Genomic DNA, 13,813 nt, shown 5'->3' with positions numbered 1-13,813 from the left:
ACCTAGCGCACGAGCCGGGACAGTCGGCGGTCGGCGAGCGGTTTGCCGCCGGTCTGACAGCCGGGGCAGTACTGCAGGCTGGAGTCGGCGAACGAGACCTCGCGCACCACGTCGCCACAGACCGGACACGGCAGCCCGGTCCGGGCATGCACCTTCAGGCCGGAACGTTTCTCGCCCTTCAGCTCCGCCGCCCGCTGTCCCACCGACCGCGTCACCGCGTCGGTCAGCACCGACCGTGTCGCCTCGTGCAACGCCGCCATCTGGCCGTCGGTGAGCCGGCTGGTGATCGCGAACGGCGAGAGCCTCGCGGCGTGCAGGATCTCGTCCGAGTACGCGTTGCCGACGCCCGCCAGCACCTCCTGATCGGTGAGCACCCCCTTGACCTGACCCTTGCGCCCGCGCAACCGTTCCGCGAAGGCCGGCAGGTCGACGGCGAGCGCGTCCGGGCCGAGCCGGGACACCCCCGGCACCTGCGCGGGGTCGGTCACCAGGTAGCCCGCCAGCTTCTTCTGGGTGCCGGCCTCGGTCAGGTCGAAGCCGGAGCCGTCGTCGAGCCGGACCCGGAGCGCGACCGGGCCCTTGCCGGGCTTCAGCGGTGACGCCGACGGGAACGACTCGCGGTAGTGCAGCCAGCCGGCGCGGGCGAGATGCACCACCAGATGCAGCTCGTCGACCTCGGCGGTGTGGTCGGCGGCGGGAGAGAGCACGAGATCCAGGAACTTCCCGTGTCGCCGGGCGTCGACGACCGGGCAGCCGGCGGCGGCCGTCGGCGGTGGGTCATAGGTCTTCAGGGCGCTGATCGCGGCCACCTCGAGCCGCTGGACCGTACGGCCGACCGCGCGTTCACGCAGGTAGGCCGCGAGCGCTTCCACCTCGGGCAACTCGGGCATGAATTCAAAGGTAGCGTTTATCGGCGTGAGTGAAGGGTCAGCACGGTGAAGGTCGTCGTCGCGCACAACCGGTACCGCGAGGCGCAGCCCTCCGGCGAGAACACGATCGTCGACCTGGAGATCGAGCAACTCGGCGCAGCCGGGGTGCAGGTGCTGCCGTTCCTGCGCAGCTCCGACGAGATCCCCGCGATGTCCGGCGGGCAGAAGGCGCTGCTGCCGATCTCGCCGATCTACGCGCCGCGGGCGCAGCAGGAGCTCGGCCGGCTGCTCGACGAGCACCGGCCCGACGTGCTGCACCTGCACAATCCGTACCCGTTGATCTCGCCCTGGGTGGTGCGGACCGCGCACCGGCACGGCGTGCCGGTGGTGCAGACGGTGCACAACTACCGGCAGGTGTGCGCGTCGGGGCTCTACTTCCGGGACGGGCGGATCTGCCAGGACTGCCGGGGCAAGCTCGTCGGGGTGCCCGCCGTCGTGCACCGGTGCTACCGCGGCTCCCGGGTGCAGAGCGCGCTGATGGCGACGACGCTCGCCGTGCACCGGCCGACGTGGCGTTCGGTCGACCGCTACATCGCGCTGACCTCGGCGATCGCCGATCACCTGCGCGACTACGGGGTGCCCGACGACCGGATCGTGGTCAAGCCGAACGCGATCCCCGACCCGGGCCCGCCGGCGCCGATCGGCGAGGGCTTCCTCTTCCTCGGCCGGCTGTCACCGGAGAAGGGGATCGGGCTGCTGCTCGACGCGTGGACGCGGCACCCGGAGGGCGCGCTGGGGACGCTGCGGATCGCGGGCGACGGCGAGCTGCGGCCGATGGTGGAGGAGGCCGCCGGGACCCGGTCGGACGTCGTCTACCTCGGGTCGCTCGACCGCGACGGCGTCCGGGCCGCGCTGCGGGCGACCGCCGTCGTGCTGGCGACCTCGACCTGGCACGACGTCCTGCCGACCGTGGTGATCGAGGCGCTCGCCAACGCCCGTCCGGTGCTCGGCACGGCGCTGGGCGGCATCCCGTACCTGATCGGGGCGAACGACCCGGCCGGCGCGGCCGGCTGGGCGGTTCCCCCGGAGCCCGCCGCCCTGGCCACCGCGCTGCCGGTCGCCCGCGACCGCGCCGCCGCCCTGGCCGATCTCGCCCGCTCCCGCTACGAGCAGACCTTCCACCCCGACGTGGTCACCAAGCACCTGCTGGACATCTACGCCTCCCTGTCCCGCCCCGCATGATCCGCGGCCCAAGATTCGCGTGATCAGGGAGCCGAATCGCGGCGCGCCGGCGACACGCCGGAGCTACTCCCTGATCACGGGCGAGAGGCGTGGCGGGCGGTGAAGGCGATGCTCGCGAGGAGGAAGCCGCCGTTCACCAGCGTGAACGCGGCGACCAGCCAGGTCGTCCAGTCCGGCGCGAGCGTCAGCACGACGCCGGCGAGCGTGATCACCGCGCCGTAGTCGCGGATCAGCTTCACGAGCCGCACCGGCAGCGAGGTCGACGGCACCATGCTGGCCGCGTTCGGGCCGGACTGCATCACCGAGGTCACCAGGTTGACCATCCAGGTGCCGGCGAACGCGGCGACCAGCCACACCGGCGTCGACGGGCGCTGCGCCACCGCCACCGTCGACAGCGCGGTCACCAGCGTGATCTGCGCCGCCACGTCGCAGAGCACGTCCACCCGCGCCCCGGACGGGCTCGTGCGCCCGGTCACCCGCGCCAGCTGACCGTCGGCGCAGTCCAGGGCGTACGCCAGCTGCCACCCGACGAGCGCGACCAACCCGATAGCCCAGCCGGGCACCGTGCCGGCCGCGACCCGCTCGGCGAGCGCGACGACGGTGACCGAGGTGGCGAGGCCGAGCACCAGGTTGGCCAGGGTCAGCGCGGTCGGCGACAGCCCGAGCCGGTGCCCCAGCAGGGCGAACGCGGCGCCCAGCCGCTGGCTCACCGCCTCGCTGAACAGGCCGCCGCCCCGGTTGACCCGGTAGAAGTCGCCGGCGGTGGGTCGGGAGAGCTCAGCCGAGGTGATCGCGGAGTGCATCGACGTAGTCTGCCAGCCGGCGGTGGATCTCGCCCGGGCCCATCTCGAGGTGTTCGAGGATCGTGTAGCGGTCCGGCCGGGTGCGCGGCGCGAACGCCACCGCCTCGACGAACTGGTCGTCGCTCAGCCCCACGTCGGCCGGGGTACGCGGCAGATTGTGCCGCTCCAGGCAGGCCGCCATCTGCGCGAGTCGCTTCTCGTCGCCGCGCAGGAAGGTGCAGAACAGCGCTCCGAGCCCGGCCAGCTCCCCGTGTGATCCGGTGCCCGGGAAGAGCGCGTCGATGGCGTGCATGATCTCGTGGCACCCGCCGCTGGCCGGGCGGCTGGTGCCGCAAACCGCCATCGCCAGTCCGCTGGAGATCAGCGACTCGGCCAGCACGGTGACGAACCCTTCGTCGCTCATGTCGCCGGGGTGGTTGATGATCGCCTCGGCGCCCGCCCGGGCGAGCGAGGCGGCCAGCCCGTCGACCGGCTCGCCGCGGACCTGCCGGGCGAGCTCCCAGTCGGCCAGCGCGCTGATGTTGCTGACCACGTCGCCGATGCCGGCCCGGTTGTGCCGCTCCGGACCGCTCTCCACGAAGTCGAGGTCGACGATGACCGCGATCGGGATGTGCACGCCGTACGAGCCCTTGAGCCCGTCAGTGACCAGGCTGGCCACTGGAGAGGCGATGCCGTCGTTCGCGAGGGCGGTCGCCACCGACACCATCGGGAGCCCGCGACGCGTCGCCGCGTACTTGGCGACGTCCACGGTCTTGCCGCCGCCGATGCCCACCACGGCGTCGTAGGAGCGGGCGCGCAGCTTGGCGGCGAGATCGTTGGCGGCGTCGAGGGTGCCTCCGGCTGCGGTGAAGACGTCGGCGGAGCGCAGCGTCGGACGGATCAGCTCGGCGATCTTCTCGCCCTGACCGGGGCCGACCACGACGGCGACCTCACCGCCGGCCGAGATCCGGCCGTCGGAGAGGATCGCGCCCAGGTCGACCACCGCGCCCCGCCGCACCTCGATGGCGAGCGGCGCCATCACCGTACGGGCTAGTAGCGGCACGCGATCTCCCGCGCCCGCGCCAGGTCCTCGTGGTTGTCCACCTCGACCCAGGGCACGTCCCCGATCGTGGCGGCGCGCACCTCGCCGCCGCGCTCCGCGTACTCCTGGTAGCCGTCCTCGTAGTAGAGGTGCGGGTCGCGCCGCCAGGTCGCCTCCAGCGCGTCGGCCAGCCCCTCGGCGGCGTGCGCCTCGATCAGCGTCGCCCCGATGTACTCCCCGAACGCCTCGTCGGGGTCCATCAGCTTGGTGATCCGGGTGAGCCGGCCGTCGGCGTCGAAGGTGGTCTTCATCTCCTCCTCGGCCAGCTTCTTCACGTTGTCGACCGCGAGCAGGATGCCGGGGCCGCGCTGGGCGAGCAGGGTGTGCTCGACGCTGACCGGGTGCACGGTGTCGCCGTTGACCAGCAGCGCGCCCCGGGCGAAGTGCCGGCGGGCCAGCCACAGCGAGTACGCGTTGTTCCACTCCTCGGCCTTGTCGTTGTGCACGAGGGTGAGCCGGACGCCGTAGCGCCGCTCCAGGTCGGCCTGGCGCGCCTCGACCGCCGAAGCCGCGTAGCCGACGACCACGACGACGTCGGTGAGCCCGGCCGCCGCGAGGTTGCGCAGCGAGATGTCCAGGATCGTGGTCTCGCCGTCGACCGAGACCAGGGCCTTCGGCAGGGTGTCCGTGTACGGGCGCAGTCGACGCCCGGCGCCTGCCGCGAGCACGAGTCCGATCATTCGGCGATCCTTGTCCGGAGTTGGTGGCGGGTACCGGTGGAGGATAGCGCCGCACGTCGCGGCGTCGACCGAAAGACCTCGTCCGCGGGCGAGACGGGCCGCGCGCGGCGGGGACGGCCACCGTCGGCTCCGCTGACCGGCGACGATGTCGGACATTGATCGGGGTCTTGTGGTTTCGTCGCCCGGAGGGCCAGTATGTCCGTACCGTGCCTTCCGGGGGTGATCAGCGATGCAGGTCCGCGATGCGATGTCCACCGAAGTGCTGATGGTGGGTCCCGAGCACACGCTCCGGCAGGCCGCCCAGATGATGGCCGAGCGCCGGATCGGCTCGGCGGTGGTGGTCGATCCGGATTCCGCCGGCGTCGGCATCATCACGGAGCGCGACGTGCTGTACGCGATCGGCGCGGGTCTCGACTGCGACGCGGAGCGGACGGCGGGCCACATCACCTGGGAGGTGGTCTACGCCGGTCCCGACTGGACGCTGGAGGACGCGGCGTTCGCGATGGCGCGCGGCGGGTTCCGCCACCTGGTCGTGATGGACGGCAGCGAGGTGCTCGGCGTGATCTCCGTCCGCGACATCATGCGGGTCTGGGCGACCAACCGCGCCGGGGCGACCGCCGTCTGATCCGCCCGCCGCGGGCGGAGCGGCCGCTCAGGATGCGGACATCGTCGTGCTGCCGCCGGGTCGCCGGCCCCCGCCCGTACGCTGGAGAACCATGACCGTCGCGCAGCTGATCTCGTTCGCCCGTGGGGCGCCATCGCTGGACATTGTCGATATCGAGGGGTTGAAGGCGGCCGCGGTGCGCGCCTTCGACGCCGACCCGGCCGGTGTCACGGCCTACGGCACTTCGGTGGGGTACCCGCCCCTGCGGAAGTGGATCGCCGACAAGCACGGCGTGGGCGTCGACCAGGTCCTGGTGACCAACGGCTCGCTGCAGGCCGACGCATTCCTCTTCGACTACCTGGTCAAGCCCGGCGACGCGGTCGTCGTGGAGCGCCCGACCTACGACCGGACCCTGCTCAACCTGCGGCAGCAGGGGGCCGAGGTGCACGCGGTGACCATCCAGCCGGATGGGGTCGACACCGACGAGCTGCGCAAGCTGCTGGAGTCCGGGGTGCGCCCGAAGCTCGCGCACATCATCCCGAACTACCAGAACCCGGCGGGTGTGACGCTGTCGCTGGAGAAGCGCCGCGCGCTGCTCGCGCTCGCCGCCGAGTACGGTTTCACGATCTTCGAGGATGACCCGTACGCGGACATCCGGTTCCGGGGCGAGCCGCTCCCCTCGATGCTCTCGATGGACGAGCACGGGGTCGTGGTGCACGCGTCCAGCTTCACGAAGACGGTGTGCCCGGGCGTGCGGGTCGGCTACCTGGTGGGTCCCGCGGCGCTGATCGCGGACATCGCCAAGCGTGCCACCAACCTCTACATCTCGCCCGGCATGGTCGCGCAGGCGATCGTCCACCAGTTCTGCGTCTCGGGCGACATCGACCGGTCGATCGAGACGGTCCGCACCGCGCTGGGGGAACGGGCCCGAGTGCTGGCGGCGTCGCTGCGGGAGCACATCCCGGGGGTGCGCTTCACGGAGCCGGACGGCGGGTACTTCCTCTGGGTGGAGCTGCCGACCGACGTCGACGTCGACAAGCTGGTCCCGGCCGCGGCCGAGCGGGGCGTGGCGGTGGTGAAGGGGAGCGACTTCCTGATCGAGGGCGGCCGGCACGCGCTGCGGCTGGCGTACTCGGCGGTGACGGTCGACCAGATCGACGAAGGGGTGCGGCGGTTGGCGGCCGCGGTGGCGGACGTCCGGGGCTGACCGAATCCTGTCAGATTCTTGACAATCGGCCTTCCTGGCTGGTCCGGGGTTTCCCTCGGGCCAGCCAGCGCCGCACAATGCTGCGAGCGTCAATCGCCATGCGGTTGACCAGATAGGCACAACCCCCCGCCCCCTCGGCGCCGGGTGGGCCGATCGCACCCCCCATCCCCCCGACGCGATCGGTCCACCCGGCGCCACCCCGGCACCGGGGACCCGCCACCGAGGTCGGCGTAAGGTGCAACCGCGGAGCCATCGGTCGGAGCGGGGGAGGCGAGACATGGCGGACGTCGACCGTGACCGGGCCTGGCCGGAAGGCAACCGGCCGCCCCTGTCCCGCGCGTGGTCCGCGCCGGTCCGCGCGGTCAGCCGCATCCTCAGCCCGAACGACGGCACCCAGCGCTTCACCGCTGACGACGCCGGCTCCGACCGCAGCGCCGTCATCGACTGCGCGCTCTACATCGACGGCGTGCGGCAGCCCGGGAAGTGGCAGCACGCCGAGGCGATGGCCGCCGCCCAGCGCGCAGAGAACTCGTTCGTCTGGCTGGGGCTGCACGAGCCGTCCGAGGCCGAGATGGCGGAGATCGCGGAGACGTACGGCCTGCACGAGCTGGCCGTGGAGGACGCGGTCAAGGCGGAGCAGCGTCCCAAGCTGGAACAGTTCGGCGAGGTCGACTTCCTGGTGCTGCGCACCGCGCGGTACGTCGAGCACGACGAGCTGACCGAGAACTCCGAGGTGGTCGAGACCGGCCAGGTGATGCTCTTCATCGGCCGATGCTTCGTGATCACCGTGCGGCACGGCGACGCGTGCCGGCTGGCCCCGGTCCGCGCGGACCTGGAGCGCAAGCAGGACCTGATGGTGCAGGGTCCGTGGGCGGTCGCGTACGCGGTGCTCGACCGCGTGGTGGACCTCTACCTGGAGGTCGCGGACAAGATCGAGATCGATCTCGACACGGTGGAGGCGGAGGTCTTCGCGCGCGACGGTCGCGGCAGCATCCAGGGGATCTATCAGCTCAAGCGCGAGCTGGTCGAGTTCAAGCGGACGGTCGCGCCGCTGCAGCGGCCGCTGATGACGCTGACCGCCGAGATCAACGACCAGGTCCCGCCGGAGATCCGCAGCTACTTCCGCGACGTGCAGGACCACCTCACCCGCACCGTCGAGCAGGTGAACTCCTTCGACGACCTGCTCAATTCGATCCTGCAGGCGCGGCTGGCGCAGGTGACCGTCGACCAGAACAACGACATGCGCAAGATCGCGGCGTGGGCCGCCATCGCGGCCGTCTGGACCGCGGTGGCCGGGATCTACGGGATGAACTTCACGGTCATGCCGGAACTCCAGTGGGCGTACGGCTATCCCACGGTGCTCGCGGTGATCCTGGGTGTCTCGTTCGGCCTCTACCGCTGGTTCCGCCGCAACGGTTGGCTCTGACGCATCCGCCCCCGGACGCGCCGGTGCCCCGACCCGGGCCGGATCGCGCGGGTCGGGGCACCGGGTGCGTGGTCAGGGCCGGTTCGTGGCGGAGTTCCGCTGCCGGGCGACGAAGAGCAGCGCCAGACCGGCCAGCAGGAGTCCGGCCGCCAGGCCGATCATCCCGAACGGCAGCCGGTCGCCGGTCTTCGGCAGGCCGTCGCCACCGCCGGAACCCGAGGCGGTGATGGTGACCGCGATGTCCTGGCTGAGCGGCAGCCCGTTGAGCCCGGTGCCGATCGCCCGGGCGGTGTGCCCGCCGGTCACCCCCTGCGGCAGGTCCGCGGTCAGCGTGGCGACGCCGCTGGCGTTGGCGACGGCGCTGCCCAGGAAGACCGGGTCGGAGTGCAGGTAGAAGTCGACACGGGTGCCGGCGCGGTAGCCCTCGGCGACCAGCGTGACCGTGCCGCCTGGCTCGACGGTGGGCCGGTCGATCGAGAGATCCTTGTTCGTGGTCGGGGCCGGCGTGCGCGGGTCGCTGGCCGGGCTGGCGGCCGAGTCGCCCGCCGCGGACCGCGCGAGCACCTTGAAGGTGTACGGCGTGCCGTTGCTCAGCCCGGCGATGACGCACGACGTCTCGTTGCCCTTGGCGGTGCAGGTCGCTCCGCCGGGGCTCGCGGTGACCACGTAGCCGGTGATCGCCGCGCCGTTCGTCGCCGGTGCGACCCAGGTGATCTTCGCTGCGCTGTCGCCGGCCACCACGGTGGGCTTGGCCGGCGCGGCCGGTGGCTCCGGGTCGCCGCCGAGCGCCCGACCGGTCCGGCTGGCCGACGCGGTGCCGGTGTACCCGGACCCCTCGTTGGCCGTGGCCGTCACGGTGACCGTCGCGCTGCCCCCGGCCGCCAGCCCGGTGACCGTCACCAGCCCGTCCTCGTCGACCGTGGCCTGGGCGTCGTTGGTCGCGGTGATCGCGTAGCTGTACCGCGTCGCGTTGAAGTTGGTGATGGCGAACGTGAAGCCGTCGGCGGTGCGGGTCGCCGCGCCGAGGGCCGGGGCCGCCGCGGCGGCCTCGAGCGCGGAGCCGCTGTACGTGGTGCAGGCCGTGCCGGACGGCAGCAGGTTCGCGTTCACCGTCAGGATCGAGGCCTGGCCCGGCGTCAGGCCCGTCACGGTGGCGATCAGCGGAGGCTGACCCGTCTCCCAGCTCGTGCCGCTGATCGTCACGGTGCCGGGGTTCGCGCTGACGGTGATGCCGTTGGCCCCCGCGAAGATGGTCGTGACCTCGACGGTGTAACCGGCGGCGCCCTTCACCTCGTTGGCGAACGCCATGCCGTGGCACGCGAACGCCGGCGCGGCGGTGGTGGCGACGACCGCGACCGATCCGAACAGGCTGAGCGCGGCGGCGAGGAGCGTGCTCCTCAACCGTCCGGCGGCGCGCCGCCGTGGCCGGGCTGTGTGCACGACTGTGCTCCGTTCTCATGGGGGGCATGTGCGCTGCGCGCATGAGTGATCACACTCAGCAAGACACGATCACATAAGTAACGGGCAACCAGCCGATATGACACGGCAAAGCCGAAAATTGGACGTTTAGGGGAGATGGGGTCGCACGAGCGGCTTCCGCTACACACGCGCGCCCGCGCGGCGCCCCGACGGGGTCGGGACGCCGCGCGGACGGGCGCGATTCCTCCGGCGTGCTCAGCCGCGACCGTCGCGGGACCCCGCCGCCGCGTTGCCGGCGACGTCGCCGGCGAGCTTGTCGCCCTGCTTCTTGGTGCCGCCCGTCATCGGGGCGGCCGGCTGCTCCGACATCGTGAGGTCGGCGGTGCCGTCGGTCGAGCCGCTCGCCGTCGCGCCGTTGCGGGCCATCGACGCCATCGAGGCGCGTACGGGATCATCACCCGACGCCCCGGATGACGGGCCGGCCATCGCCGTGGAGCCGGCGTGCACCGGGTCGAGACCCTGTGTCGGGTCGTACTCCTCCCATTGCTGCGAGCTCCGCCGCCGCCGCATCATGACGCCGGCGGCGCCCACGGCGGCGCCGGCCGCGACCAGCCCGGCCAGCATCGGCCACCGTTTACGCGACATCTGGGACCCCTTCTTCTTCATCATGCGCGGCTTCTTCGGCTTCGCCTTCCGCGCGGCCCCACCGGCCTGGCGGGCGCCCTCGGCGGCGGCGACCGCCAGTGGCGCCAGCACGGTCACGGCTGATTCCCAGCCGTGCGACGCGGTGTTGCGGACCCGGTCCGCCGTCGGTCCGACGAACTCGCGGGCCGCGTTGACCCGCGGGCCGACCGTCGCCCCGACCCCGTTCGCCGCGTGTGTGGCCGCCTGCATGAAGTGATCCAGGCTCTCGCCCAGCTCACCCTTCAGAAGCTCCCTGTGCGTCCTGCGACGCCCGATTGCAAACATCGGTCCCCCACCTCCCAGGGTGCTGTTCCTCTTCATCCTCCACCTTCGGATGCCTCCGCAGTGCGGGAACGGGCACATGGGAGGATCCGCATGGAAGCTGACCAACGACCGAGGAGTACCCGTGGCTGAAGCTACCTACGCCACCCTGCACACCAACGTCGGACCGATCCGGCTGGAGCTCTTTCCGAACCACGCGCCGAAGACCGTCCGAAACTTCGTCGAACTCGCCGAGGGGACGCGCGAGTACATCGACCCGCGGACCGGCCAGCCGGGCAGCGGCCCGTACTACGACGGCACGATCTCGCACCGCGTCATCAGCGGTTTCATGATCCAGATGGGCGACCCGACCGGCACCGGCCGGGGCGGCCCCGGTTACACGTTCGCCGACGAGTTCCACCCGGAGCTCCGCTTCGACCGGCCGTACCTGCTGGCGATGGCGAACGCCGGACCCGGCACCAACGGGTCGCAGTTCTTCATCACGGTGGGCCCGACGCCGCACCTCAACAACCGGCACACGATCTTCGGTCAGGTGGCGGACGAGGCGTCGGCGAAGGTCGTCGACGCGATCGCCAACACGCCGACCGACCCGGCCGACCGGCCGCGCAACGACGTGGTCATCGAGCGCGTCGAGATCGAACGGCCGCAGGGCTGATCGGAATACCGAGATAATCTGGCGTCCATGAGTGGCGACCGTGGGCGGAGCGGAGTGACGGCATGAGCGAGTCCCCTCCGACGGCCCCGGTCTGCTACCGGCACACGTCCCGGGAGACCTGGGTGCGGTGCACCCGGTGTGAGCGCCCCATCTGCCCCGACTGCATGCGCGAGGCGTCGGTCGGGCACCAGTGCCCGGAGTGCGTGGCCGAGGGACGGCGCACCCAGCGGTCGGCCCGCACCGCCTTCGGTGGCGGTGTGGCCGGCCGCGAGGGCTACGTCACGAAGGCGCTGATCGGGCTCAACATCCTGGTCGCGCTGATCGGCGTCGCCCTCTCCGGCGCCCAGGCGCTCATCGGCAACGGGCTCTTCACCTCCGCCGGCCAGCTCCAGGCCATCGGCGGGGTCGTCGGGCCGTCCGTGCAGATCTCCGAGTTCGGCCCCGTCTATCCCGGCATCGACAACGGCGGGGTCTACCGCCTGGTCACCGCGATGTTCATCCACTACGGGCTGCTGCACCTGCTGCTCAACATGTGGGCGATCTGGGTGCTCGGGCGCAATCTCGAAGCGGTGCTCGGTCCGGTGCGGTTCCTGGCGCTCTACCTGCTCGCCGGCCTCGGCGGCAACGTCGCGGCCTACCTGCTGAGTCCCGGCAGCCTGTCCGCGGGGGCGTCGACGGCGGTCTTCGGACTCTTCGCCGCGTACTTCATCGTCCTGCGCCGACTTCGGATGGACACCTCGTCCGTCGTCGGCGTGCTCGTGGTCAACCTGGTCCTCACGTTCGCGGTCCCGCGGATCTCGTGGGAGGGGCACGTCGGCGGGCTGATCGCCGGTGGCCTCGTCGGGCTCGTGCTGGCGTACGCGCCGCGTCCGCACCGCACGCTGATCCAGGCGGCCGGCTGCGGCGCGCTGCTGCTCGTGCTCCTCGCGCTGACCGTGTTGCGGATGCTCACGCACTGAGCGCCGCCGGCCGCTACCCGCCGATCGCGCGGGCCCGCGTCTCGCGCAGCCGCGCCGCCACCTCGTCCGGTGGGGCGCCGAGGTCGTTCGCGCTGAACAGGTGCAGCGAGTCGCCGGCGTCGATCTCCAGCAGCTGGGTGCGCAGACCGCGGTGCGCGCGGGCCTCCGCCGTGATCCGTTCGATCCGCGCCCAGGGGAGCCGCCGGCGGCCGGCGAGGCCGGCGACCACCGTCACCCCGCCGGAGTCGGCCGCGAGCCGTACCGGCACGAGCAGGTCGCGCAGCCCCCAGCCGAGCAGCGCGGCGGCGCTCAGCATCGCGAGCCCGAGCCGGACCGGGTCGTCGGCGCCGAGCATCAGGCCGGCGAGGAGCATCAGCGCGGCCCCGGTGAGCTTGAGCGCGGGCAGCGCCGGGCGGACCCGCCAGCTGTCTCCGTCCGAGTCGGTCTCCACGCGCCCAGCATGCCAGCCGCCGCACGAAACCGGTCTACGACGTATCATCGGGACAGCCCAAGTTACCGGGGAGTAGCCATGAGAGACGCGGTCATTGTCGGTGCCGTCCGCACCCCGGTGGGGCGACGCAAGGGCGGCCTCGCCGGCGTCCACCCGGTCGATCTCTCGGCGCACGTGCTGCGCTCGCTCGCCGAGCGCAGCGGCCTCGACCCGGCGGACGTCGACGACGTCGTCTGGGGCTGCGTCTCGCAGAGCGGCGACCAGGCGTGGAACGTGGCCCGCAACGCGGTGCTCGCGGCCGGCTGGCCGGAATCGGTCCCCGGCACCACACTGGACCGCCAGTGCGGCTCCAGTCAGCAGGCGCTGCACTTCGCGGCCGCCGCCGTCGTCTCCGGCCAGGCCGACCTCGTCGTCGCCGGCGGGGTCGAGTCGATGACGCGGGTGCCGATGGGCGCGAGCGCGCACGGCGGGCTCCCGTACGGCGACCAGGTGCGCGACCGCTACCGCGGCGCGGAGGGCTTCGCCGCCGACGAGCCGGTCCCGTTCAACCAGGGCGTCGGCGCCGAGATGATCGCGCAGCGCTGGGGCTTCTCGCGCCGCCAGCTCGACGAGTTCTCCCTGGCCAGCCACGCCAAGGCCGCCGCCGCGCAGGACGCGGGCGCCTTCGACGCCGAGATCGCCCCGGTGGCGGTCGCCGACGGCGCGAAGGTGACCGCCGACGAGGGCGTCCGACGGGACACGTCGCTCGAGAAGCTCGGTCAGTTGGCGACGCCGTTCCGCCCCGACGGCGTGGTGACCGCCGGATCCGCGTCCCAGATCTCCGACGGGGCCGCCGCGCTCGCCGTCACGACCTCCGAGTGGGCCCGCGAGCGCGGGCTGCGCCCGCTCGCCCGGATCCACACCGCGGTCGTGGCCGCGGACGACCCGGTCATCATGCTCACCGCCCCCATCCCGGCCACCGCGAAGGCGCTGCGCCGCGCGGGGCTCGGCATCGAGGAGATCGGGGTGTACGAGGTGAACGAGGCGTTCGCCCCGGTGCCGCTCGCGTGGCTCGCGGAGACCGAGGCGGACCCGGAGCGGCTGAACCCGCGCGGCGGAGCCATCGCGCTCGGCCACCCGCTGGGCGGCTCCGGCGCCCGGATCATGACGACGATGCTGCATCACATGCGCGACAACGGCATCCGGTACGGCCTGCAGACCATGTGCGAGGGCGGCGGCATGGCCAACGCCACCATCGTGGAACTTTTGTAACCCCTACTGCCGAACTCCTGTTCAGTTGGTTGACCATGCTAGCGACCTGCTGCTTCTCCTTGCGTGTTAGTCGAGTTGGCTGTCGTTCGTTGACACCTGACGGCCCCGTAACGGCCCGGACGGCTCAGCGACTGCCCGGCGCTCTCTTGCTGCCTGCGTCTGCAAGCGGCGTCGATCGCCGTGGGTGTGGATGATGGGTC

At 72.1% G+C, this 13,813-nt stretch carries 14 protein-coding genes; 7 read left to right on the top strand and 7 right to left on the bottom strand.

Annotated features, from left to right (window positions below):
• Positions 1-2 precede the first annotated feature (2 nt).
• Positions 3-890 (bottom strand): Fpg/Nei family DNA glycosylase, encoded by an 888-nt coding sequence (locus tag BLW47_RS04480; protein WP_091551651.1) that lies wholly within the window; start codon positions 888-890, stop codon positions 3-5.
• Between the two features lie 45 nt (positions 891-935).
• On the opposite strand from BLW47_RS04480, the gene BLW47_RS04475 reads away from it, so the two are divergent.
• On the top strand, positions 936-2,111 hold the full coding sequence (locus BLW47_RS04475) for a glycosyltransferase family 4 protein (protein WP_091551648.1): 1,176 nt from the start codon (positions 936-938) through the stop codon (positions 2,109-2,111).
• Positions 2,112-2,185: 74 nt separating this feature from the next.
• Here BLW47_RS04475 and BLW47_RS04470 read toward each other — a convergent pair whose 3' ends face one another.
• From BLW47_RS04470 to BLW47_RS04460, 3 genes are read right to left on the bottom strand one after another with little or no spacing between them, the layout of a single operon-like run.
• A complete protein-coding gene (locus BLW47_RS04470; RefSeq protein WP_091551647.1) occupies positions 2,186-2,914 on the bottom strand; it encodes a CDP-alcohol phosphatidyltransferase family protein in 729 nt (242 codons plus the stop codon).
• Positions 2,889-3,956, bottom strand: a complete 1,068-nt coding sequence (locus BLW47_RS04465; RefSeq protein ID WP_091551644.1) for an iron-containing alcohol dehydrogenase family protein — start codon at positions 3,954-3,956, stop codon at positions 2,889-2,891. The genes BLW47_RS04470 and BLW47_RS04465 overlap by 26 nt, the downstream gene beginning before the upstream one ends.
• On the bottom strand, positions 3,944-4,675 hold the full coding sequence (locus tag BLW47_RS04460) for a phosphocholine cytidylyltransferase family protein (protein WP_091551641.1): 732 nt from the start codon (positions 4,673-4,675) through the stop codon (positions 3,944-3,946). Before BLW47_RS04460 ends, BLW47_RS04465 begins: the two co-directional genes overlap by 13 nt.
• 229 nt (positions 4,676-4,904) lie before the next feature.
• Between BLW47_RS04460 and BLW47_RS04455 the strand changes: the two genes are divergently transcribed.
• The 3 genes from BLW47_RS04455 (at position 4,905) to corA (ending at position 7,912) form a co-directional block, all read left to right on the top strand.
• Positions 4,905-5,300, top strand: coding sequence for a CBS domain-containing protein (locus BLW47_RS04455; protein ID WP_091551639.1), 396 nt, complete (start codon positions 4,905-4,907; stop codon positions 5,298-5,300).
• A 91-nt stretch (positions 5,301-5,391) separates the two neighbouring features.
• Complete coding sequence (locus BLW47_RS04450; protein WP_091551636.1) at positions 5,392-6,486, top strand: aminotransferase-like domain-containing protein; 1,095 nt, start codon at positions 5,392-5,394, stop codon at positions 6,484-6,486.
• Positions 6,487-6,763: 277 nt separating this feature from the next.
• Positions 6,764-7,912 (top strand): magnesium/cobalt transporter CorA, encoded by a 1,149-nt coding sequence (gene corA / locus BLW47_RS04445; RefSeq protein ID WP_091551633.1) that lies wholly within the window; start codon positions 6,764-6,766, stop codon positions 7,910-7,912.
• A 72-nt stretch (positions 7,913-7,984) separates the two neighbouring features.
• On the opposite strand, the gene BLW47_RS04440 is transcribed toward corA, so the two are convergent.
• Both BLW47_RS04440 and BLW47_RS04435 read right to left on the bottom strand, forming a co-directional pair.
• Positions 7,985-9,352: a fibronectin type III domain-containing protein gene (locus tag BLW47_RS04440; protein WP_139307155.1), complete on the bottom strand. Its 1,368-nt coding sequence runs from the start codon at positions 9,350-9,352 to the stop codon at positions 7,985-7,987.
• Between the two features lie 234 nt (positions 9,353-9,586).
• Positions 9,587-10,225, bottom strand: a complete 639-nt coding sequence (locus tag BLW47_RS04435) for a hypothetical protein (protein WP_091551631.1) — start codon at positions 10,223-10,225, stop codon at positions 9,587-9,589.
• Positions 10,226-10,421: 196 nt separating this feature from the next.
• Here BLW47_RS04435 and BLW47_RS04430 point away from each other — a divergent pair, with 196 nt between their 5' ends.
• Both BLW47_RS04430 and BLW47_RS04425 read left to right on the top strand, forming a co-directional pair.
• Complete coding sequence (locus BLW47_RS04430) at positions 10,422-10,952, top strand: peptidylprolyl isomerase (protein WP_091551628.1); 531 nt, start codon at positions 10,422-10,424, stop codon at positions 10,950-10,952.
• 62 nt (positions 10,953-11,014) lie between these two features.
• Entirely contained in the window at positions 11,015-11,911 is an 897-nt protein-coding gene (locus tag BLW47_RS04425; RefSeq protein ID WP_091551626.1) for a rhomboid family intramembrane serine protease, read from the top strand.
• Between the two features lie 13 nt (positions 11,912-11,924).
• Here the strand turns inward: BLW47_RS04425 and BLW47_RS04420 are convergent, their stop codons facing one another.
• Positions 11,925-12,410, bottom strand: a complete 486-nt coding sequence (locus tag BLW47_RS04420) for a PH domain-containing protein (protein WP_091551623.1) — start codon at positions 12,408-12,410, stop codon at positions 11,925-11,927.
• Between the two features lie 30 nt (positions 12,411-12,440).
• On the opposite strand from BLW47_RS04420, the gene BLW47_RS04415 reads away from it, so the two are divergent.
• Positions 12,441-13,613, top strand: coding sequence for a thiolase family protein (locus BLW47_RS04415; protein WP_091551621.1), 1,173 nt, complete (start codon positions 12,441-12,443; stop codon positions 13,611-13,613).
• Positions 13,614-13,813 lie beyond the last annotated feature (200 nt).

It is taken from the genome of Micromonospora pattaloongensis, assembly GCF_900107255.1.
Taxonomy (GTDB): domain Bacteria; phylum Actinomycetota; class Actinomycetes; order Mycobacteriales; family Micromonosporaceae; genus Micromonospora_I; species Micromonospora_I pattaloongensis.
Note: the sequence above shows the minus strand (reverse complement) of the source record. Positions and strands in the feature narration are given on the sequence as shown.